Below are 23133 nucleotides of genomic sequence, written 5' to 3' on the forward strand. Positions count from 1 at the left end.
GGAATTGATGTCCACAAAACCTTTGTTGTCGTTTGAATCGCCGACTTTTATATTACTTATTCTGATTTCCTGATCGTATAAGAATCAAATGCTTCCATTGTATCTGTGCGGTAAGATGACATTGTCAAAGTGTCTTCCGTAAAGCTGATATGTGAGAAAGTCGGTACATAGAATTGCTCTCTGAAAGCTAAGTAGTCGTATTCTTCTACTAAATCATAATACTTACTGCCACTGGCAGAGCTGCTTGTTATATACAATGTTCCTTCCGGGTTCACAGCAACTGTCTGACTCTCATCTTCAAAGTCAACATTTTCAACCGGTTTAAAATTATACATTTGATGTGTTCTCGCGTAAGAATGATCATGCCCCATCAGTACAATATCAATTCCTGACTCATCAATAGCCGGAACTAAAACATCACGCCGGACGGGTACATCCTCGCTCAAGGATTGTTTGCCGGCTGCGTAAATGGATTGGTGAAACATCAGCACTTTCCAATCAAATTTTTGATCGGCTGTCTCTTTCATTGTTTCTTCCAGGAATTGTACGTGCTCTTCGTTGTTCATATTATTGGCGTTTATTACCAGATATAAAACGTTGCCATAAGTGAAGTAGTAATCACTGCCTGCTTCGTCTTTCCCGTAGGATGATAAATTCGGCTCATTAAAGTGATTTCTATAGTTTGCAGCCACATCATGGTTTCCCGGTGTTGTTGCAGTTGGATAAGAAGCCAGAATCTCTGGTTTAAAGTATGCATCGTACTCACTTTCGTTATCGGGTGTATCGACAAAGTCCCCTGCGTTTAAAATCATACTGGCATCCGGCACAGTTTCAAACGCATGCTCTAACGTTTCTTCCCATCCAAAAACGTCTGTTGGAATAGTCCCGGTACCAATCTGGGCATCTGCCAAGAAAATCGCGTCATAACCATCGGTGATATCCTGTGTACGCAGTGGATAAATCTGCGAGTAGCCAGCTCCGTTACCAACGCGATAGAGATAATCTGTATCACGTTCAACGTCGATTGTCGCTTTATTAGCGTAATAATCCGTTTCAGTAAACTTCGTATAAGCTAGTTCTATGGAGTCCGCTTCATAAACAATGGCGTCTTCTTCAGAAAATGCTTCAAGGTCTGTTCCTTCCATAACTTCTACATATCCTGCTTCAGAAGATAAAGAATTCCAAGTGAAATGAATGCTATTTTCATCTGCTCCTGTATTGACAGAAACATTCTTCACTGCTTCACTATTTGCTGCCAACCGGGTCTCATCCGGATTGAGAATGACTTCTACTAATTCAAAGCCAGTTTCGTTATCGTCTGGATCATACGCATGCAATTCAACAGCGATAGTAATATCCACAAAAGAGTTGCCAGCAGCATCTGTCATTGCTTCGCTTAATTCATACCTTGTCGCACCATCTTCATTAATAGTTTCTTCGTATTCGCCTGGTATAAATCCATTTGTAACACTTGAAACATCCTCAACTATAAAGGTTTCTTCCATAAATTCCCCATCAGCAACTTTTTCTTGTGCCCCATATTCCATGTTTTCAGAATAGTTTCCAGTTGGGATATTATGAAAATCTCCTACGGGGCTCCCGTTGATATACATTGTCATAGCATCATTGTAACGAGAAGTAATTTCAAGCGCATAAATACTTTCAGCCTGCTCCTGCGTTAGTGTAAACGTATGGCGCAGGAAGTAAGTACTTTTTGCTTTCCCGTCTGCTGTTGTCGCTAACACTTGTCCATCTGTTTCAGAATTGGTACTAAATACATTCCCTTCATACGTTGGCCAGTCAGCTTCCGTAAACTCCATTGGAATGGTACCCCAGTCTAACCAGCCTTCAGGATAGGCCCAGCCGTTACGCTTGTTCCACCCCTCATACCATGTTCCGGCATTTGGATCCTCGTCACCATCATAATAACGCCATTCCATATCCTCATTCACCAAGTTAACCGCTTCCAAATTTGTCATATCAGTATCGAATAATGACTCCAGCGAAGCAGTTACCTCACTTGTTGCCCCGGTCTCCTCTGCTGTGTCAGCCTCTGCATCATCAGAAGATTGATTTGTGCAAGCTCCTAATACGGCTGTTAGTGCCAGTAAAGCAATAAAAAAGCTAATTACCTTTTTTTTCTTCATAGCTACCATCCTTCTTTATATTTTTTATAATGCGTATCTAGCTTACGTGAGAAAACACAGACCAATCTGCATTGGCTTCATAACGTTATTTCTAATGCCAAAGCTTTTGTAGTAGGTGATTTTCATTGAATTGATGAAAACACACCTCTATTTAGAAGCGTTTTGCTAACGATACAACAGATCCAGGACCCAGGTTAAAATGGTTCAGTTGTTTAATGCTTGTGCGCAGTTTCCAAGGTGATTACTTATTCTGAGCTGGCGGGATTATCATTTTTGCAAATAAAAAACCTGAACTGATTAAATAGACACAAAGAGATTGCGTCATTCCATTCAGTTCAGGTTATGCCCAAAAAGGTAACATTCCTAAATTTATATATACAATTTTGTTGTTTATGAACAACTATAATTTATCACTACTTTTGTATGAAGTCAATAAAAAAAATAAGCGCTTTCATAAAATGGCCGCTTTTAAAATTACTGCTTGCATTCAGTTAATTCACTCGATGAAATGTAAACAGCATTATATGACTGCGCGTGAAGGACTCAGGAGGGGTTATCTCCATCCCTCAAAATAGCTGGAAGGGAAGTATTTCCCATAAAATGAGTCTATCAAAGAGGTTCGGGAACTCAAGAAACATTATCCCTTCTCCACTACTCAGCTGATTCTTTCCATTCTAATTCCGGCAGCCACTGTCCCATATGATCTTGTATTTCAGATAAAACTTCATCAGGCTTTCCTGCTTGTTCCTCAGATGCTTGTTCTAATGGAACTACCTGTATATTAGAAATCGCATCTCCATTTTCTTCAAACTCGACAAAGGTCGGCAGAAAGCGGGGATTTTGAACAAGCACTTCATCTCCTGCTTTTACAAGGTCAAATTCGAATATACCGCCAATCCGATTGTACAATTGATATTGACCGGAGAGAAAGTTTCCTAAAGAATAGGCAACCAATGTTTGCTTCCCTTCTTTTCCTTCCAGCCATTCTATTGGCTGAAGAACATGCGGGTGATGACCAATGACGACATCAACTCCCAAGTCAGCAGCAAACTGTGCCAAATTCTTCTGTTCCTGATTGGGCATTCGTTCTTCTTCCTGGCCAAAATGCAGACTCACTATTGTTATATCTGCCAGGTCGTTAGCTTTTTCAACTTCTTCTTGGATCTGCTTACGGTCCAGCAAATTAACGAGATAAGGTTTTCCATCTGGTACGGGCATGCCGTTTGTTCCATATGTATAGCTTAGAAAAGCAATAGATATATCCTGATCTGTTTCCAGCACTCTTATTTCAGCTTGATCTTCGGCATTCTTAAAGCTTCCCGTGTAGGGCATTCCGATTTCTTCATAATAAGCGATGGCATTTTGGATCGCTTCTTCACCTCTATCTAATGTATGGTTATTTGCCATGGTTATAATATCGACACCAGCAGCTTGTAAATCATCTCCAATTTCAAATGGGCTGTTGAAATTAGGATACCCTGATAAACCAATGGATTCACCGCCCATAATCGTTTCCTGATTGGCAACCGTGATTGCCGGCTCCTTTAAATAATCTGTAACCTCGGCAAGCATCGGTTTGAAATCATATTTTTCCCCATTCCAGGCTTCGTCATAAACACGATCATGAATTAAAATATCTCCGATTGCGGCAACGGTAACCTGAGGGCTAATCCAATCCGTTTCCTTTTCGCTCAGCGCGATATCTTTTTGGGAATGCGGGCTGCTTGTATGAGAATCAGTAGACGATGAGCATGCTGTTAAAAAAAAGAGAATAATAAAAAAATATGTCAGTTTATACATAGAAATCTCCGCCTTTTGCCATTGCTTGGTTATATCCTATCATATAATGAATTCTATACAAATGATGATTTCATCCACAGAAAAGCTTATAATGAAAGAATCTCCTTCTTTTCGGATAGGAGAGAGGGTAATGACAACAGGTGGAAAGAGGTGGACTTATTTGATATATTTTATTGCTTCCATACCGCTATTATTTTTAATTCTATTTCTAGTCAGTTATTTGCGGGACCCGCGCAAATTGATTAATGGATTTCTGTTTAATAGTTTCTTAATCACATTCTTTTTATTTTGCGCATTCTTTTATATTTACATCGACGGACCGTATCAGTATGTCGTGTTAGTTTTCCCGGTGCTGCTGTTAATGGTACTGATTCCATTTGGTGTGCTCGCATTAATTGCCGGTCTATTTTACAATGCAAAAGTGTTGATGGAAAAGGAAGGAAAACGATTTAGAAATTCCTTAACATTAATTATGGCGATAGGCATACTTACATTAATTATTATTAATGTGGTTAATCCTACACAATTTTTCCCGGAGTATTTACAGCCGCTGTTTGGAGGAGCCGGATTGGTTGTTACCTATGTATTTTTACATATGTTTAACTTTTTAACAGCTTATGGACTGAATCAATGGAATCGGCCGAAGCGGGATCAGGATTTTATTATTGTCTTAGGAAGCGGCTTAATCAAGGATCGTGTACCGCCGTTACTGGCAAGCAGAATTGATAAAGCGATCGAATTTTATCATCGGCAGAAAATGGTGACGACGCCTCCTAAAATTATCTTCTCTGGCGGACAGGGACCTGATGAGGAGCTTCCTGAAGCAGAGGCAATGCAAAACTATGCAGTAGAAAAAGGAATACCGATCGGGGATACGATTCAAGAGAACCAATCTGTTAACACATATGAAAATATGAAGTTTTCCAAAAAAATCATGGACAAAATGAATGGAGAAGGAAAGTATCAGAGTATTTTTGCGACGAATAATTTTCATTTGTTCCGGGCAGGGATTTATGCCAGAAAAGCAGGCCTGGATAGTCAGGGGATTGGTTCAAAAACAGCATTTTATTATTGGCCGAATGCAATGGTCAGGGAATATATTGCTGTTGTCGTCATGGGGAAGCGCCGTCACTTCATCATAGTGAGCTGCATCATGGGATTCTCCTTGCTTCTGAGCATTATCGGTTATCTGATCACCTAAAAAAAAATGAAAAAAACAGAAATCCAAACATTTTCAAATGCTGCTAGAAGCGCTCTGGTAAATGTTTGGATTTCTTTTATTTATTCCAGTGTAACGGACTGGATAACTCTCGCAGAACTCGCTAAATGGAGTTTCGCTTTATTTCGACTCAACCCAATCAGGAATTTCTATCCTGCTGAGAATTTCTATTTCTTTTTCACGATCATCTGTGTATGAGCTGATCTTTCTTAACGCTTCATCTACTCGTCCCGGATGTGTCATTACTTCAATCGATTGTACATTTTGTTTTTGTATGACATCGAATAAATTATCGGTGACACCTTCCTTGTAGAAGTCTGTCCACAACGTATCTGTCCAGCATATTTCCGGATGGTCTGCTAAGGAATCGGTATATCGGACGGGAACATGATATTCTTTAGCAAGCTTGATAACTAAATTTTTTAAAGGAGACCAGCCGTGAACATGGTGATGGCTATCAATATGGTCTAAAGGTAAGCCTGTTGCTAAGTAAGCTTCCAGCTGTGCACGCCATTCTGACTCCACCTCCGAAATATTCGGAGCTTCCATATTACGAAAATTACTGGTGAATTTAAAGGTTCCATCTGATTTTACCAGATGGGGAGCAGAGGAAAGAAGAGGTTTTCCCCAGGTTAATACTAGATGGATGCCAACTTTTAATTTTGGATTTTCCAGTGCTTTTTCTACAGCATAACTGGTGGCTAAGCCATTCATCATTAAAGTAGTTGATGTCACGCAGCCGTTTTGATGTGCTTCGATAATTCCATCGGTGACACCTTTGGTCAGCCCGAAATCATCTGCATTGATTTCTACTCTCATAAAAACACTCCTACCAGATTTTTATTTATTTGAACGGATTCTATTTGGAATAAGTTCGTTCGATAGAAAAGTTTGTCTTATCTCCACGGAAGAAGGATCTGGAAAATTCCACCTTACTTCCATCCTCACACTCAGCTAAAGTTTCAATGTAAAAACAGGGGAGCCCTTGTTCGCATTCTAAAAATTTGCATATTTGTTCGTCAGCAATAGCTATTTCAATATTTTCTGATGTTTTTGAAACCCATACATCAAAATGTTCATTTAATGATTGATATAAAGAACTTCCGGCATGTTCTTTTTTTATTCCTGGAGCAGCAGACCATGGAACATAAGCCACTTCGTATTGGGTAGGCTCTCCATTAGCTCTGCGGACACGTTCAATACGCTGAATAGGATCCTGGAGATTCACATCTAAATGGTTCGCTAATAATTCATCAGCGGCTATGACAGAAATATCCAATACTTCAATTTCTGGATGCTTTCCCTGGTCAGCCACCTGATCACTATACCGTCTGATGGTTTGCGATAGGGCTTGTTTTACTTTTGTATCGGCCACAAAAGTACCACGCCCTTGCTGGCGTACCAAATAACCTTCTAATGTAAGTTGGTTCAAGGCAGTACGAACGGTGGTGCGGCTTACATTAAAGCTTTTGCAGAGTTCTAACTCGGGTGGGATTTTTTCGCCGGGCTTGTATTGATTTGTTTTAATACGATGTAACAATTCTTCTTTAATATATGTGTGTAGTGATTGATTTCTCTCCATAAACTCTGTGCTCCTTTAGCGCCACTTTTAAAAAATCATACCCTTTTAAGTATAAAAGTACAAGTGATTAAATGTCGAATATGAATCAATCTTCGAAAAGTGCTTCGGTCCTGATTATATCTGGGTAATCAGTAAAAAAGCATATCTTTGCTTCTATATAATACTAGTTTACTAAAACGAGGTATAAAAAACAATTGTAATGACAAATTTAATTTATTATTTATAGACAAATAATTATTTGTATGATACATTTAAAAAGAATTAAGGTGAAGCAAATATTAAAGCGATTACAAAATAGAAATGAAGGAGCAAGCGGTTATGTCTTTAAAAGTAGTAATTATCGGCGGAGGCTCCAGCTATACGCCAGAAATTTTAGAAGGTCTTATTCAGAGACAGGCTACATTTCCAGTTTCAGAAATTGTTCTGGTTGATGTGGAACAAGGGAAAGAAAAGGTAGATACAATTTGTCAGCTGGGAAACAGAATGATTGAAGAAGCAGAAGTGAACATCAAATTAACCTGGACATTGGATAGGAGATCGGCTTTAAAAGGAGCAGATTTTGTCTCTACACAGATTCGGGTTGGCGGGTTAGCTGCAAGGGCTCAAGATGAACGCATTCCGTTAAAGCATGGTTTGATTGGGCAGGAAACAAATGGTGCTGGTGGAATAATGAAAGCGTTTCGAACAATTCCAGTATTAATGGAAGTGGCTGAGGAAGTGCAGGAGCTATGCCCTGATGCATGGATGATTAATTTTACAAATCCGGCAGGAATGGTGACAGAGGCGCTGCTTAATCATTCTGCACATAAAAAAGTCATTGGTGTATGTAATATTCCATTTAATATGCGTCATTCGACAGCGGAATTATTACAAGTGCCACCGGAGGAAGTATCGATTCGATTTATCGGGTTAAATCATTTTGTATTTGGAGATCGGGTCTATGTTGGCGGTGAGGATCGGACAGAGGATGTATTCCAAAAGCTGATTCAAAAAGAGTTTGATTACAGCCCGGCGAATATTATGCCGCTGGATTGGTCAGAAACATTTATTAAATCCGCCAGGCTGTTGCCGAATCCGTATCATCAATACTATTTCCAAACGGAAACGGTACTGGAAAAGGATTTAAAAGCTTATGAAGAAAATGGTACACGTGCAGAAATCGTTCAAGAATTAGAAGGGTCCCTTTTTGAATTGTACAAGCAGGAAAGTCTCCGCGAAAAGCCTAAAGAATTAGAACAGCGTGGCGGTGCTTTTTACAGTCAGGTTGCATGTAGTCTGATGGATTCGATTTATAATAATAAAGAAGATATTCAAACCGTAAATACCTGGAACCATGGCACCATTCCTGATTTGCCTTATGATGCAGTTATTGAAGCAAATTGCGTCATTACAAGGAATGGTCCCAAACCAATTACCATAGGTGAAATTCCTGCACCGATGCGGGGAATGATTCAGAATATGAAGGCAATGGAAGAGCTTGTGATTAAAGCGAGTATTTCCGGTGATTACCAGGATGCGTACAATGCCTTTTTAGTAAATCCGTTGATTCAGGATGAGAAAAAAGCAAAAATTGTTTTAGATGAACTGTTAGAAGCGCATAAGGATTATCTACCACAATTTAACGGATAAGGGGAAAACAAAATGAATAATAAATTTATGCAAAAATTTATTGAAATTGCTGGTCGTATTGGTTCACAACGTCACTTAGTTGCCATTCGTGATGGTTTTGTGGCGACAATGCCATTAATTATTATTGGATCATTAGCTGTATTAATCAATAACTTTCCTGCATTTGGAAGTTTTGATATTGTAGCGATTTTAAATAGTATTTTTGGAGAAGGAAATTGGCAAAATGTTGGGGGAAGTATTTGGAATGGTACATTTGCTGTTATTGGACTACTCATTTCTTTTACAATAGCTTATAATTTAGCTAAGTCCTATGAAGTAGATGGCTTATCTGCTGGTTTAATATCAATTGCTTCTTATATTATGCTCATACCAGTTACTGAAGATTTTGGTTTGAATATGAACTGGCTGGGAACTCAGGGTCTATTTGTCGCTATAATTATAGCACTTATTGTCACAGAAATATTCCGTTTTCTTATTCAGGCTAATATCACAATCAAAATGCCAGAAGGAGTACCTGAGGGTGTTACCCGTTCCTTTGCAGCGTTAATTCCGGCAATGATTATTCTTGCAGTTGTTGGACTGCTGCAAGCAATTTTAAGTGCTGCTGTAGAATTTAGTATTTTTGAAGTGATTTTTAACGTGATTCAAGAGCCGCTTCAAGGGCTTGGGAATACGCTTCCAGCAGCATTGGTTGTTGCATTTTTAAATCATTTGTTGTGGTTTTTTGGTTTACATGGCACAAATATTATTGGTTCCGTTATTGAGCCGGTCTATTTGCCGCTAATTGAACAAAATGCAAGTCTGTTTCAACAGGGGATGTCTGCATTTGATGTGCCGAATGTCGTAACTAAGCCATTTTTAGATTCCTTTGTTTTTATGGGAGGATCAGGGACAACATTAGCCTTGTTAATAGCAATATTTATAGTGGTTCGCAGAGAAAAGAATCATCCATATCGTGAGGTTGCAAAATTATCTGCACCAGCAGGGGTCTTCAATATTAATGAACCGGTTATCTTTGGTTTACCAATTGTTCTAAACCCCGTATTTTTAATTCCATTTATTATAGTTCCTGTCACACTGACTATTATTTCGTATTTTGCTCTATCTTGGGGATTTGTACCAAAAACAGTAGCTATTGTTCCTTGGAACATTCCGCCAATTCTAAGCGGTTATCTGGTAACAGGGGGCAGTGTGAAAGGAATTATTCTACAACTTGTTAACTTAACAGTCGCTATCTTACTATACATTCCATTTGTAATGGCAGGAGTCCGTGCGATGAAAGAAAAAATGGGGGGTCAATAAATCATGACAATGACAAAAGAAGAAGTACAAATGCTTTCTTTTCAAATTATCTTACACGCCGGTAATGCGAGATCAGATGCGATGGAAGCTTTGCAGCTGGCGAAGAAAGGGCAATTTGAAGAAGCGGCAGCAAAAATAGAAGCTGCTGATGAAGCATTTGCAGAGGCACATCATATGCAAACGAATTTATTGCATGATGAGGCAAATGGAAAGCAGACAGAGCTTTCTGTCATCCTTATTCATGCACAGGATCATCTTATGAATGCGTTAACGGTCAAGGATTTAGCTGTTGAAATGATAGATATGCATCAAAAAATAAAACGTCTGGAGGAAAAATAATATGAAAATACGTTTAGTTTGTTCAGCCGGGATGTCGACGTCTATGCTTGTGAAAAAGATGAAGGAAGCAGCAGAGAAGCAGGGTGTAGAGGCAGATATTGAAGCAGTAGCAGAATCTCAATTGAAAAATCACCTTGAAGGTCTGCAGGTCGTTCTAATCGGTCCACAGGTCCGCTATTTGGAAGGCAAAATTAAAGAAAGCGTGGAGCCGCAAGGTGTGAAGGTGGCTGTTATTGATCAGATGGCTTATGGAATGATGCAGGGAGATAAGGTTCTGAAGCAGGCAATTGATTTAAATGGAGAAAACTAAAATACACATAGAAAACTCGTATCGGCTCTTCTTTTAGCAGATACGAGTTTTGTTATAATATGGGCTGAGAACTAGTCTATAAAGCAAAGCTTTCCTAGTACCTGGGGTATTTTGGAGGGAGTGGAGCATTCTACTAATTCACGGTTTTCTGTGTTATAGTATTTATGGATAAATAGGATATATTTTTCAAGCAGAGAATTGCGCCAATGACATTTCGCTTATGATTAAGAAAGCTTTTATTAAAAGGAGTCTGTCTGAATCACAATCTATGAATAGTGATTCAGACAGGCTTTCTCTATGTTTAGTTGCTTTAGAATTTTTGTGTATGCCAGTTGTCGATCATATATAGATTGATAAATTGTTTTAAAATATAATGGAATAATAGCGATGTAATAGCGAAGGAGAGGCAAATCATGAAACCAAAAGCAATATTATTAGATTTAGATGGAACTTTACTAACAAGTGAAAAAGTAATCTCGTCACGAACGAAGCAAGTATTAATGGAAGCACAAAAGCAGGGAATAAGAATCGTTTTAGCATCCGGAAGACCAACAAAAGGAATGGAGCACATTGCAGGTGAATTAGAGATGAGCTCTTATCAGGGATTGATCGTATCTTATAATGGAGCGAGAGTAGTTGAGTGTGAGACAGGGAACGAAGTATTCAGCCAGCCTTTACCTATCCAATACACAAAAGCTGTGTTGGAGCATTTGCAGGGGTTTAATGTAAAAACAATGATTGACCGGGACGACTATCTTTATGTAGAAGATGTTTATGATAATGTGATTCGGTTTGAGGGAGCAAAACTAAATATCATTGAATATGAAGCCAGAGGAGTCGGGTTTAAGCTGTGTGAGGTAGATGATTTGGCAGATTTTGTAGATTTTCCAGTACATAAAATCTTAGTAGCAGGTGATCCAGATTATCTGCAAACTCATTACCAGCAATTACAGGAGCCGTTTCAAGGACAGGTGACAGGAGCTTTTTCTGCACCATTTTATTTTGAATTTACAGACAAAAATATTAATAAAGGAAATGCTGTTGAGCAGACGCTTTCCTCACTGGGAATTGCTGCGGAAGATACGATTGCGTTTGGTGATGGACAGAATGATTACACGATGTTGACATATGCCGGGAAGGGTGTTGCTATGGAAAATGCTGAAGAGGCTCTGAAAAGCATAGCAGATGAAGTAACATTATCCAATGAGGAGGATGGCATTGCGGTGGTGCTGGAAAAGCTAATTGACAAATCATGCATGAAGAAATCATAAAGCAGGCGGACCTTCAAAATCGTGGCAAAAAACAAGCGAATTTTCATGTTTTACGGGAATCAGCCATGCCGGCTGTTTTAACGGAAAACGGTTTTATCGATCATGCAGCAGATGCAGCAAAGTTAAAATCAGATGCATTTTTGGAGCAAATTGCTTTAGGTCATGCAAGAGGAATTGCGAGAATTTTTCAATTATCCACTAAAAGCAGTTCAGGAGCTTCTGGCAATCCCAGCCATCCAGAAAAACCATCAGCAACTAAAAACCGGATGCATTCCATTGTAGATTATTTGAAATCTATTGGCGAGGATTCCAGCTTTGCAAATCGTGCCAGACTAGCAAACTCTTACGGTATTCCCAATTATACGGGCACAGCTGTGCAGAATACACGGCTATTACATGCAATCAGATCTGGCAGAGCTTCAAGTAAATCTTCTTCCAGTTCATCACCAAAACGTGTTCATTTGCCGGCATCTGCGTCCACATGGCGTACGTATCCGTTAGATGTGATACCAGTAAAGAAAAATAGCGATTGGAAGCTTACTCCAGCAGCTTTTGGCGGCTTAACCTATACTATTTTAGCGGAGCCGTACCCAAATGTCGTCACGATTCAAACGGGCAGAGGGAGACGTAATATTTACATTGGACCAGATACCAGTGCACGAAGATTGTCGTAAAAAACATTCATTCAGCAGAAGCTTCCTCTCTGCTGAATGAATGTTTTTTATTTATTCCTCCTGATCAATGAAATATTTTGAAATAGGCTCTACATTGTCATTTAGCTCGTAAACAAGCGGAACCCCTGTTGGAATGGAAACATTTACGATGTCCTCCGCGCTGATCTTTTCAAGGTATTTCATTAGACCCCGCAAGCTGTTTCCATGTGCTGCGACGATAACATGTTGACCGGCTTTTATGGCTGGCTTTATTTCTTCCTCCCAATAAGGTATAACACGTTCAATGGTTGTTTCCAGGCTTTCTCCGAGAGGGATTTCCTCCTCACGTAATGTTTTATACTTTGCTTCATGTCCTGGATAGCGCTCATCTTCTTTTTCCAAAAGCGGAGGAGCCGTATCAAAGCTCCGACGCCAGATATGCACCTGCTCGTCTCCATACTTTTCAGCAACTTCCTGTTTGTTTAATCCCTGCAGGGCGCCGTAATGTCTTTCATTCAGCCTCCAGGATTTATGAACCGGAACCCATAAACTGTCGGTTTCTTCCAATACATAATGGAGTGTTTTAATGGCTCTTTTTAAATAAGAGGTATAAGCGATATCAAAGTGGAAGCCATGCTGCTTCAATGCTTGTCCTGCATGCTTTGCATCCGCAGCACCATGCTCTGTTAAATCTACATCGGTCCAGCCGGTAAAAAAATTGGCCAAATTCCATTCACTTTGTCCATGTCTAATCAGTACAAGCTTCATATATAGTCCCTCACTTATTGATTGATATAATATTAATACCCTTACTGAATAGGATTTACACATCCACGGAAGGTATGTATTTGCAAGCATAAGAAAATACGGTAAGCTAGTATGTACATGGGAATGGAGGTTGCAGAGAATGACAAAAAGAAATCCAGTTGCGTCATTACTGAATCAATTTGAAACCCTGATTCTGGACGGAGCATTGGCAACGGAATTAGAAAAGCTGGGTTGTAATCTGGATGATCCATTATGGTCGGCTCGTGTTTTGCTGGATGAACCTGAAAAAATCAGGAAGGTTCATTATGCTTATTTTAAGGCTGGTGCCGACATTGCTATTACTGCAAGCTATCAAGCCAGTATAGAGGGATTTAAAAAGCGTGGTATCAGTGAAAAGGAAGCGAGAGTATTAATCAAAAAAACAGTGGAACTGGCTCAGGAAGCCCGGGAGGATTACTGGCAGGAAAAAATGGAATCGGCTCGACCTTATCCGCTAGTTGCCGGATCTGTCGGGCCGTATGGAGCTTATCTTGCTGACGGTTCAGAGTATATTGGCAATTATGGAGTAAGTGATCAGCTTTTATATGCTTTTCACAGACCACGCATGGAGGCGTTAGTTGAAGCCGGCGCAGATTTATTAGCAGTTGAAACGATTCCATCTCTCCAGGAAGCACGAGTTGTCTGCAATTTGCTAAAAGAATTTCCTGGTATACCAGCATGGATGACATTTACGCTGAAGGATGCTGTACACATTAGTGAAGGAACAGAATTAAAAGCATGTGCGGAGCTTTTAAATTCATACAGTCAGATTGCTGCTGTAGGTGTCAATTGTGTCACAACAGCATTTGTCAGTGATGCTGTGCAAGAATTAAAGGCCTATACACAAAAGCCGATTATCATTTATCCGAACTCCGGTGAACACTATGATCCAGAGACAAAAACCTGGTCCGGCGATAATAGTGTTCATGTGGATACAGCTGCGGCGGATTGGGCTGAAAAAGGAGCGGGAATTATTGGGGGCTGCTGCCGGACAGGCCCGGAGGATATTCGAGGAATCAGCAGGGTACTTAGGGAAAGGTAATCGAAGCAGTAGAAAAAGGTCGGCTTCGTACATATAAATATTTCAGTCAGGTATTTAAGAAGTAGATTGGCATCCCGCTAAAACAGTTTTGACATCAGGAGCTTTAAAGAAAGCTATTCAAAAAGAGACACAGCATTAAAGGAGAAGATACATTTTCCTTTGATGTTATGTCTCTTTTGTTATGCTATTTACCCATGGGTATGATTACAATTCACCAGCAGCTATATCGCCTTTAAACATCGTTGCTGCCCGTTTGGAGCGTCGTGCAACAGCTTCTGCGGAACAAGAAGCATTAACAAATACAATATTGGCCTCATCGCCAACTTTCGGCCATGCCTGTTTTCCGGCTTTCGTTAATGTTGTTTTCCCACCGGTAATGTAGCTTAGGGACTGTGTCAGTGAAGATTGATCTACCCAACGGTATATTTCTGCTAATCGGCCCAATCGTTCTAAAATATCTCCATTGCCAAAAGGAGACCAGACATCAAAGATATTATCACAGCCGACTGCTACCTCGACGCCTTTATTCTTTAACAGTTCCAGCGGAGGGAATTTCCGGTTATTAGGAACACTGCTAATAATACCGACACCAGCTTCAGACAGAAGTTCTGCTAACTCCTCTGCCTGCTTCAGAGAAACATCGCCAAGGCCAAAGGCATGACTGACAGCTACTTTCCCTTGTAAGCCAGCTTCTATGGTCAGTTCTGCTAACCGCTTCATGGTAAAGGTTCCCAAGTGGTCTGCGTCATGTAAATGCAAATCAATACTGGCTCCGGCTCCCACAGCCAGCTCAACCATCGTTTGCAGGGAGGCTTCGATATCTCCATCAACATTTGCAGGGTCAACACCCCCTACATAGCCGGCTCCTTGTTTAAGTGCTTCTTTCACAAGGTGTTTTGAATCAGAGCGAAGTAATCCATGCTGCGGAAAAGCGACTATTTCTGAAGCCAGTCTGTTTTCATAGCTGTGCAGCGCTTTTTTTACCTCATCCAAATTTTTCAATCCTACTTCTGGATACAGGTCAACATGTGTCCGGACTTTTGTAGCACTGGCGTGAGAATAGATGTCCAACAATTTTTCTGCTCGTTCTTGAGTTGTTGTTGCTAATGTAGGCAGCACTTTTTTTTCCACTTCAAAGCGTTCAAAAATGCTCTTTGTCGGAATAACAGGCCGCCATGCATCACCCAGTAAAGTTTTATCTAAATGACAATGTCTTTCGGTGAAGGAAGGGAGGGCCAATAATCCTTTTGCGTCTTTATACGGAACGTTATTGGGAATTTCCTGATCAGCAGAAACAATCTGCCCGATTTTCCCATTCTTTATAAGAAGATGGACTGTTTCCGTTTCTGTTCCGGTAATATATCCATCCTCCTCTTTATAATTTTTTCCAGCTGTACATTTTTAATCCACTGTCTTGTATCCATTCTGCTTAGTTCCTTCCTAATTTATTAATAAAAATATTCCTTCTCTACGGACGATTACATCATGATAAACTGCCTGTGATTTGCTTTCCCTGATAAAACACTGCTTTTCTTTGTGCTCTTCTGGCTACAGCTTCTGCAGAGCAGCTTGCGTCTACTAAAACAAAATTGGCAGCATCTCCTTGTTTTGGCCATACCTGCTTACCAGCTTTATCAAGAGGGGTAATTCCGCCTGTAATATATTGCAGTGTTTGGCCAAGAGCACGTTCATCACTTAAGCCGAAACGTTCTGCAAGCAGGCCCGCTTTTTCTAAACTGTCTCCTTTTCCAAATGGTGACCAATGATCGGTAATACTGTCATCACCTAAGAATACCTCAACACCTTTTTTATCCAGAAAAGGAATCGGTATCGTTTTTGATAAAGAAACAGAGGAGGCGATAGAGATGCTTTGCCGGGCCAGCATTTCGGCTATTTCGTCAAGCTTATTTCCATGAATATCTGCCAGTGCAAATGCGTGGCTGAGTGTTACTCTTCCCTGCAGGCCGGCTTCCTCTGTCAGCTCTGCCAATCTTTTCATGGTAAAAATGCCAAGCTGGCCAGGCTCATGCAGATGGATATCGACATTCGCATTTCCTTCTACAGCCAGCTCCATGATGGTTTGTAAGGATTTTTCCGCATCGCCGTCAATGCTGGCAGGATCAACACCGCCGACATAGCTGGCGCCATTGCGCAAGGCATCCCGGATAAAGCTGACTGCATTGCTTCTAAGAAGTCCTTGCTGCGGAAAAGCAACCATTTCTACAAAGGCTTTATCTTGGTAATCCTCTGAAGCACGCAAAAGTGCTTCTAAATTCGTTAATCCTTCTATTGGTCCCACATTACAGTGAGAACGAATATGTGTGGTTCCCGCTGACAGAAGCAAATCAATTAAACGTTTCGCTCTGTCTGTTGCTTGCGGCTGTAATTCCGGGATCAGCCTCTCCTCTTCCTGCAGTCTTGTCCAAATGCCGTTTACAGGAATAGAGGGAGCTTTCCACTTTCCGCCATAATATGTTTTATCAAGATGGATATGCATATCTCTGAATGATGGGAGCATCAAGTATTGTTTAGCATTGTATGTTGGTAGATCAGATGTAATCAGTTCTTGAGCCGGCAAGATTTTTGTTATTTTTCCATTTTCAACTCGAATATGAAATGTATTTGTATGTGTTCTGGAAATGATTCCATGCTGCTGCTGATAACCGGTTTCCAGCGTCGTATTTGTCAGCCAGTAAGTATTGATATTCAATGAAAGCTTCTCCTTCTTTTTGAATTAAAAAATATCTTTTTTTATGGTATCATAAGCATTTACAAAGAAGAAGAGAATCGATTCCTTTCCTGTTGGCGTTTTCATATAAATCGGGTCTTGACAAGTAGAAAAATAAGTTATATAGTTACCTAGGTTAATAGTTACTCTGGTTAATATTTAGGGGGAGCCAAATGGAAGGGTTATTTCGGCAGTATATCAGTATTCATCGACTCTTAATGAAGCAATTAAATGAGCTTCTGGAAAAATATCAGCTTTCTTATTCTCTATGGCAGGTTATCGTCTATCTGGAGGATAAAGGGACGTCCACACTTGTTGACATTTCCAATTATTATCAAGTAGAAAAACCAAGTATTACGAGACGGGTTCATCGCCTGCAGGATTACGGTTTAATTAAAGAAGTTCCCAGTACCAATCGCAGAGAAAAAATTATCGGGCTGACCTCTGAAGGAAAGCGTGTATATCAGGTGTGCAGAAAAGAGATAACCACATTAGAGCATGGCGTTTCCAAAGGATTAACAGAAGAAGAGCAGCAGGCTGCTTTTCAATTTTTAATGAAGATTCAAGATAATATTCAAAGTAAAGAAGGGTTTTATGGTGAGTAGTCATTCGAAGCTATGGACAAAAGATTTTATTATTGTGTCTGCAGTTAATTTTTTATTAACACTTGTTTTCTATCTGCTTGTTGTTGTGATGGGCGTATATACAGCAGAGGAATTTAATGCATCTGCAAGCCAGTCCGGCTTAGTAGTCGGGATATTTATTGTCGGGGCGTTAGTTGGACGCCTGTTTATCGGCCGGTATATTAATAAAGTTGGTTTGAAAACAACATTGTTTATTGGCGTTATTATATTTATTTTAGCTACCTCTTTATATTTCTTTAACTTGGGAATCGGTTTTTTACTATTTAACCGGTTTATTCATGGTATCGGTCTTGGTTTTGCAAGTACAGCAACTGGTACAATTGTAGCTCAAATCATTCCGGCTGAGCGGAAGGGTGAGGGCATCGGCTATTATAGTATGAGTGCTACCCTATCTACTGCGTTGGGGCCATTTGTAGGGCTGTATATGAGTCAGCATACCAGTATGGAGGGGATATTCGGTCTCTGCCTGACAATAGCTGTGATTAGCTTTTTTATCGTCTTTTTTGTGAGAATGCCGATTGTTAAGGACACAGAGGGAGAAAGAGAAGTCAAAGGATTCCATATCTCTCAATTTGTAGAACCTAAAGCTGTGCCGATTGCAGTCATTACACTTATATTGGCATTATGCTATTCCAGTGTGCTGTCCTTCCTCAATTTTCATGCAATACAGCTTGATCTTGTAAATACAGCAAGTGTATTCTTCCTTGTTTATTCGATAGCTGTATTGCTGTCACGTCCGTTTACCGGTCGTTTAATGGATCTAAAAGGTTCGAATATTGTTATGTACCCCGCATTTGTCCTATTTACAATCGGTATGATTGTTTTAGGCTTTGCACATAGCGGGTTCACTTTATTGTTAGCCGGTGTTTTTATCGGTCTTGGCTTTGGGAATATGCAATCCTGTACACAGGCTATTGCAGTGAAGCTGACACCAGCGCACCGTATGGGTCTGGCTACATCGACCTTCTTTATCTTCCTGGACGGAGGATTAGGCTTCGGTCCGTATTTGCTTGGTTTTATTGCTCCAGTCATAGGATACAGCACACTTTATATCGTTTTAGGTGTCGCAGTTCTGGCAACAGCAGGATTATATACGATTTTACACGGTAGGAGAGCTTCCACCGCTCAAGCGCAAGCAGCGGCATGAAAATAAAAAAATGAGCCTTCATTCTGAAAAGAGATTCTATTTCTCCACGGAATGAAGGTTTTTTGTTAAAAAAATGTAGTCAGCATAAAAGTCAATGATTGGATATCTGAGAATGAAAGTGATTTTCGCAACAGGCAGTAAAGATTTTTTGAGACAGCCGCCTAAAATCATAATTATATCTAATTTGTCAACCGGAGATTTTGGCGAAAAATCTTTTAACGGCATTGTAAAAGTTTGTAGAAAATATGCAATAAAAAGTCGAGGAGTATCGAATGAAATAATAAAAGTAAGATGATTCTAAATAGTTATGATAAAAATATGAACTTTACCCTTTTTTCTTAAATTCATTGTATAATTATGTAAGGTTTTATAGTATAATGAACTCAAGTAACCTTCTTACTGCTATATAAGAATGAATACTTTTTAGTTGTATGGGAACTTTGTTTTTAAAAATAGATTTTAGAAAATTCAGTTATTTATCCGGGGAATGAAACATTCATACTACAGCTGGCTAAAACATAGCAGGTCAGATTTCAAGAAAATATTAATTATCTAAACATAAACATCGCAGACGTGTTATCCATTAATAACATAGGAACCATTCCATATATATACAATATATAATGATGGGTTACAGCGATGTTTTTTTATACCAATTTTTATTTGTTAATAAAGAGGCGGCGTTCATTCTAATTGGCAGTGGGATAGTATATGGTTTTTAAAGTTGAAGGGGGAATGTTTATGTCATATCAAAACATCTACGAACAATGGAAGAATGAGGAAGCTCTGGATAGAGAACTAAGAACAGAACTGGAAAGTCTCTTAAACAATGAAACAGAATTGGAAGATGCTTTCTCACACCCTTTAGAATTTGGAACTGCCGGTATGCGTGGAATATTAGGGCCGGGAATCAATCGAATGAACATTTATACAGTGAGACAAGCTACAGAAGGTCTCGCCCGGTTTATGGAAAGTCAGTCAGAGGAGAATAAATCAAGAGGTGTGGCTATTGCCTATGATTCCAGACATAAGTCTCCTGAGTTTGCATTAGAAGCAGCAAAAACACTTGCGAGCCATGGAATCCCATCCTATGTATTTGAATCACTGCGTCCGACACCGGAGCTATCTTTTGCAGTCAGACATTTAAATACATTTACCGGAATTATGATTACTGCATCACATAATCCTGCAAATTATAATGGTTACAAAATATATGGAGAGAGCGGGGGACAAATGCCGCCGAAAGATGCGGATGCTTTAACAGCGTATGTCCGTTCTGTAGAGAATCCGCTGCAAATAGATGTAGTAACTGAAGAAGAAGCAAAAGAAAAAGGACTTTTGACCATTATTGGCAAAGAAGTAGATGATGCTTATTTGCGAGAAATAGATACTGTAACAATTAATAGAGAGCTCATCTCCCGAGAGGGCAAAGATTTAAAGCTGGTTTTTACACCGCTGCATGGTGCCGGGAAGATGCTTGGAGAAAAAGCATTGGAGCAGGCTGGCTTTAAAGGTTTTTCCCTTGTTCCTGAGCAGAGTGTTGCTGATCCTGATTTCACTACGGTTAAATCTCCTAATCCGGAAGAGCATTCCGCGTTTGAATATGCTATTTCTTTAGGGGAAAAAGAGGGGGCGGATTTGCTGGTGGCAACAGACCCGGATGCGGATCGTCTGGGTGTTGCAGTGAAGCTTCCGGATGGGACATATAAAGTATTAAGCGGGAATCAAATCGGAGCCTTAATGCTGGATTATATTTTAAAAGCGCGCAAGGATGCGGATACACTGCCGGATAATGCAGTCGCTTTAAAGTCGATTGTTTCCAGTGAACTCTCTACAGCAATTGCTGAAAAATATCAAACCAAAATGGTGAATGTACTTACAGGCTTTAAATTTATCGCTGAAAAAATTCAAGCGTATCAGGAAGATGGCTCACAGACCTTTATGTTTGGTTTTGAAGAGAGCTACGGTTATCTTGTGAAACCATTCGTCAGAGATAAAGACGCGATTCAGGCACTTGTGCTGATTGCGGAAGTAGCAACCTTCTATAAGCAAAAAGGTGAAAATCTATATGACGCATTACAGGATATTTTTGCTGAATATGGCTATTATCAGGAAAAAACAATTTCCATTACAATGAGCGGTTTAGAAGGATCAGCAAAAATAGCTTCTTTAATGAAACAGCTTCGTGATGAATCACCGGCATCTTTTGGAGGAGTAAAGGTTGTCAGTACAGAGGACTATAAATTACAGGAAAAAGTGCATGCAGATGGATCGGTGACAGCACTGGACACACCTCCGTCAGACGTATTGAAATACTTTCTGGAAGATGAGAGCTGGATAGCTGCACGTCCTTCCGGGACAGAGCCTAAAATCAAGTTTTATATCGGTGTCAAAGCGGAAAGGGAAGAAGCAGCAGTGGAAAAAATCGAATCTTTTTCAACAGCTATTTCTGAAATAACGAATGTAACCAGCTGAAAATAGCTTCAATAGGTGGTGAGTGAAGAAATGCAAACAAATGAGTATTTAGAATTAGAAATAGAAGATGCCATAAAAAGGTTTCACACAGGGGAAAACTTTTATAGTCAGCATATTTTCGGATATCACCAGGAAGTACGGGACGGGGAGACAGGCTTTGTCTTCCGCGTCTGGGCTCCTAATGCACAGCAAATATGGCTGGTCGGTACCTTTAATGATTGGGATGAATCTCTGCCAATGCAAAAAAATGAAGCATATGGCTATTGGGAAGTATTTACCAGCAAGCCTTCAGAAAATGATTTGTATAAATATAAGGTACGCCAGGCGGATGGCAGAGAAGTTTATAAAATAGACCCTTTTGCATTTGCATTTGAGAAACGGCCGGATAATGCAGCTGTGATTCATCATGTCCCGGAGAAAAAATGGAAGGATGGCTTATGGTACGGAAGAAAGAGGCGTTCTAATTTCTTTAAGCGTCCTATAAATATCTATGAGGTACATGCCAGCTCCTGGAAGCATCACGAAGATGGAACACCGTATTCCTTTGCGGATTTACAAGAAGAATTAATTCCTTATGTAAAGGAAATGGGATATACCCATATTGAATTTATGCCGTTAATGGAGCATCCTCTGGGAGCATCATGGGGATATCAGCTGATAGGTTATTTCGCTTTAAGCTCTTATTACGGTAAGCCGGAGGAATTTCAGGATTTTGTGGAGGAATGTCATAAAAATAATATAGGTGTGTTTGTGGATTGGGTTCCTGGACACTGCTGCATTAATGATGATGCTCTTCCAAGATATGATGGCACACCTCAATTTGAATATGAAGATCCAGACCGGGCAGCGAATGTCCGCTGGGGCTCTGTCAATTTTGATTTAGGTAAGCCGGAGGTACAATCATTTCTTATCTCCAGTGCACTGTTTTGGCTGGAAATGTATCATATTGATGGCATTCGTGTCGATGCAGTTTCCAGTATGCTTTATTTAGACTATGATGATGGACCTTGGAAGCCAAATCATGAAGGTGGAAATCGGAACTTTGAAGGATATTATTTCCTGCAAAAACTAAATGCGGTTGTTAAGCTGGCACATCCGGAAGTCATTATGATTGCCGAGGAGAGCTCGTCTGATACGCAGATTACAGGGGTAGTAGAGACAGGGGCACTTGGCTTTGATTATAAATGGAACATGGGCTGGATGAACGATGTGCTTAAATTTTATGAGATGGATCCGGCTTTTCGGAAGGATCATTTTAACTTAATTACCTTTTCGTTTATGTATATGATGCAGGAAAACTTTATTCTGCCGCTCTCTCATGATGAGGTTGTGCATGGGAAGAAGAGTCTGATGCATAAGATGTGGGGAGACCGGTATAAGCAATTTGCACAATTGCGTAATTTGTATACGTATATGATGACACATCCTGGAAAAAAGCTGTTATTTATGGGTGGTGAGTGGGGGCAGTTCTTAGAGTGGAAGTATGATGAAGGCTTGGAATGGCGCGATCTAGACGATGCATGGAATAAAAGCATGCAGCATTTCACCTCCCGCTTGAATGCTTTTTATAAAGAGCAGCCGGCATTATGGGAGCTTGAAGAGAGCTATGACACGATTTCGATTATAGATGCAGATAATCGTAATGACTCTGTCCTCAGTTTTATTCGGAAAAGTAAGAAGAAAAAAGATTTTCTGATTATTGTTTTAAATATGACACCTGTAGAACGCAGGGATTTTCATATTGGTGTTCCTTATCAGGGAAGCTATAAAGAAATATGGAATACAGAAATGCAAGAATTTGGAGGGACATGGAAAGATCATAACCCTGACCAATTGACAGAGGATGCTCCTTTTAAGGAATATCCTTATCGCATTAAAACAGTAGTACCGGCACTGGGGGCGTTGATTTTACAACCCGAGAAGATCAAAATACCAAGAAAGCGTCTATCTGCCAAGTAATTTTTCTAACTGGAAAATATCATTTTTACTGGATGTTTTGTATATCCTTTAAAAAGATATTCCATAAATTCCAAGCTTC

The 23133-nt window shown here is 39.9% G+C and carries 17 protein-coding genes and 3 pseudogenes; 13 read left to right on the forward strand and 7 right to left on the reverse strand.

Annotated features, from left to right (window positions below; genetic code table 11):
- Positions 1-56: 56 nt before the first annotated feature.
- Positions 57-2147 (reverse strand): purple acid phosphatase family protein, encoded by a 2091-nt coding sequence (locus FLK20_RS06530; RefSeq protein ID WP_194165551.1) that lies wholly within the window; start codon positions 2145-2147, stop codon positions 57-59.
- 66 nt (positions 2148-2213) lie between these two features.
- On the opposite strand from FLK20_RS06530, the pseudogene FLK20_RS21855 reads away from it, so the two are divergent.
- Positions 2214-2313, forward strand: a pseudogene (locus FLK20_RS21855) (IS1595-like element ISFiba1 family transposase); the annotation flags it as partial.
- Between the two features lie 485 nt (positions 2314-2798).
- Here FLK20_RS21855 and FLK20_RS06535 read toward each other — a convergent pair.
- Positions 2799-3947, reverse strand: coding sequence for a CapA family protein (locus FLK20_RS06535; RefSeq protein ID WP_152655738.1), 1149 nt, complete (start codon positions 3945-3947; stop codon positions 2799-2801).
- 130 nt (positions 3948-4077) lie between these two features.
- Between FLK20_RS06535 and FLK20_RS06540 the strand changes: the two genes are divergently transcribed.
- Positions 4078-5148, forward strand: a complete 1071-nt coding sequence (locus tag FLK20_RS06540; RefSeq protein ID WP_152655739.1) for a YdcF family protein — start codon at positions 4078-4080, stop codon at positions 5146-5148.
- Between the two features lie 138 nt (positions 5149-5286).
- On the opposite strand, the gene chbG is transcribed toward FLK20_RS06540, so the two are convergent.
- Both chbG and FLK20_RS06550 read right to left on the reverse strand, forming a co-directional pair.
- Positions 5287-5985 carry a chitin disaccharide deacetylase gene (gene chbG, locus FLK20_RS06545; RefSeq protein ID WP_152655740.1) on the reverse strand — a complete coding sequence of 233 codons (699 nt, stop codon included), beginning with the start codon at positions 5983-5985 and terminating at the stop codon, positions 5287-5289.
- 40 nt (positions 5986-6025) lie between these two features.
- Positions 6026-6748, reverse strand: a complete 723-nt coding sequence (locus FLK20_RS06550; protein ID WP_152655741.1) for a GntR family transcriptional regulator — start codon at positions 6746-6748, stop codon at positions 6026-6028.
- 318 nt (positions 6749-7066) lie between these two features.
- Between FLK20_RS06550 and FLK20_RS06555 the strand changes: the two genes are divergently transcribed.
- The 6 genes and pseudogenes from FLK20_RS06555 to FLK20_RS21860 form a co-directional block, all read left to right on the forward strand.
- A complete protein-coding gene (locus tag FLK20_RS06555; RefSeq protein WP_152655742.1) occupies positions 7067-8377 on the forward strand; it encodes a 6-phospho-beta-glucosidase in 1311 nt (436 codons plus the stop codon).
- Between the two features lie 12 nt (positions 8378-8389).
- Positions 8390-9679, forward strand: coding sequence for a PTS sugar transporter subunit IIC (locus FLK20_RS06560; protein ID WP_152655743.1), 1290 nt, complete (start codon positions 8390-8392; stop codon positions 9677-9679).
- Positions 9680-9682: 3 nt separating this feature from the next.
- Positions 9683-10018: a PTS lactose/cellobiose transporter subunit IIA gene (locus tag FLK20_RS06565; RefSeq protein WP_194165552.1), complete on the forward strand. Its 336-nt coding sequence runs from the start codon at positions 9683-9685 to the stop codon at positions 10016-10018.
- 1 nt (position 10019) lies between these two features.
- Positions 10020-10328, forward strand: coding sequence for a PTS sugar transporter subunit IIB (locus tag FLK20_RS06570; RefSeq protein ID WP_152655744.1), 309 nt, complete (start codon positions 10020-10022; stop codon positions 10326-10328).
- Positions 10329-10741: 413 nt separating this feature from the next.
- Complete coding sequence (locus FLK20_RS06575) at positions 10742-11599, forward strand: Cof-type HAD-IIB family hydrolase (RefSeq protein WP_152655745.1); 858 nt, start codon at positions 10742-10744, stop codon at positions 11597-11599.
- Positions 11578-11811 (forward strand): annotated as a pseudogene (locus FLK20_RS21860) (N-acetylmuramoyl-L-alanine amidase family protein); the annotation flags it as partial. The gene FLK20_RS06575 and the pseudogene FLK20_RS21860, both read left to right, overlap by 22 nt.
- Positions 11812-12324: 513 nt before the next feature.
- Here FLK20_RS21860 and gpmA read toward each other — a convergent pair.
- A complete protein-coding gene (gpmA, locus tag FLK20_RS06585; protein WP_152655747.1) occupies positions 12325-13020 on the reverse strand; it encodes a 2,3-diphosphoglycerate-dependent phosphoglycerate mutase in 696 nt (231 codons plus the stop codon).
- 139 nt (positions 13021-13159) lie between these two features.
- Here gpmA and mmuM point away from each other — a divergent pair, with 139 nt between their 5' ends.
- Positions 13160-14101 (forward strand): homocysteine S-methyltransferase, encoded by a 942-nt coding sequence (mmuM, locus tag FLK20_RS06590; RefSeq protein WP_152655748.1) that lies wholly within the window; start codon positions 13160-13162, stop codon positions 14099-14101.
- A gap of 204 nt (positions 14102-14305) precedes the next feature.
- Here the strand turns inward: mmuM and FLK20_RS06595 are convergent.
- A pseudogene (locus FLK20_RS06595) lies at positions 14306-15525 on the reverse strand (amidohydrolase).
- 59 nt (positions 15526-15584) lie between these two features.
- Positions 15585-16805, reverse strand: coding sequence for an amidohydrolase (locus FLK20_RS06600; RefSeq protein ID WP_152655823.1), 1221 nt, complete (start codon positions 16803-16805; stop codon positions 15585-15587).
- A gap of 197 nt (positions 16806-17002) precedes the next feature.
- Between FLK20_RS06600 and FLK20_RS06605 the strand changes: the two genes are divergently transcribed.
- The 4 genes from FLK20_RS06605 to glgB all read left to right on the forward strand — a co-directional run bounded on the left by FLK20_RS06605 (position 17003) and on the right by glgB (position 23054).
- On the forward strand, positions 17003-17434 hold the full coding sequence (locus tag FLK20_RS06605; RefSeq protein ID WP_152655749.1) for a MarR family winged helix-turn-helix transcriptional regulator: 432 nt from the start codon (positions 17003-17005) through the stop codon (positions 17432-17434).
- Positions 17424-18620, forward strand: coding sequence for an MFS transporter (locus FLK20_RS06610; protein ID WP_152655750.1), 1197 nt, complete (start codon positions 17424-17426; stop codon positions 18618-18620). Before FLK20_RS06605 ends, FLK20_RS06610 begins: the two co-directional genes overlap by 11 nt.
- A 741-nt stretch (positions 18621-19361) precedes the next feature.
- Positions 19362-21095 carry a phospho-sugar mutase gene (locus FLK20_RS06615; RefSeq protein WP_152655751.1) on the forward strand — a complete coding sequence of 578 codons (1734 nt, stop codon included), beginning with the start codon at positions 19362-19364 and terminating at the stop codon, positions 21093-21095.
- Positions 21096-21125: 30 nt separating this feature from the next.
- Positions 21126-23054 carry a 1,4-alpha-glucan branching protein GlgB gene (glgB, locus tag FLK20_RS06620; protein ID WP_152655752.1) on the forward strand — a complete coding sequence of 643 codons (1929 nt, stop codon included), beginning with the start codon at positions 21126-21128 and terminating at the stop codon, positions 23052-23054.
- Positions 23055-23133 lie beyond the last annotated feature (79 nt).

Source organism: Oceanobacillus sp. CFH 90083 (assembly GCF_009389585.1).
Classification (GTDB): Bacteria; Bacillota; Bacilli; order Bacillales; family Amphibacillaceae; genus Oceanobacillus.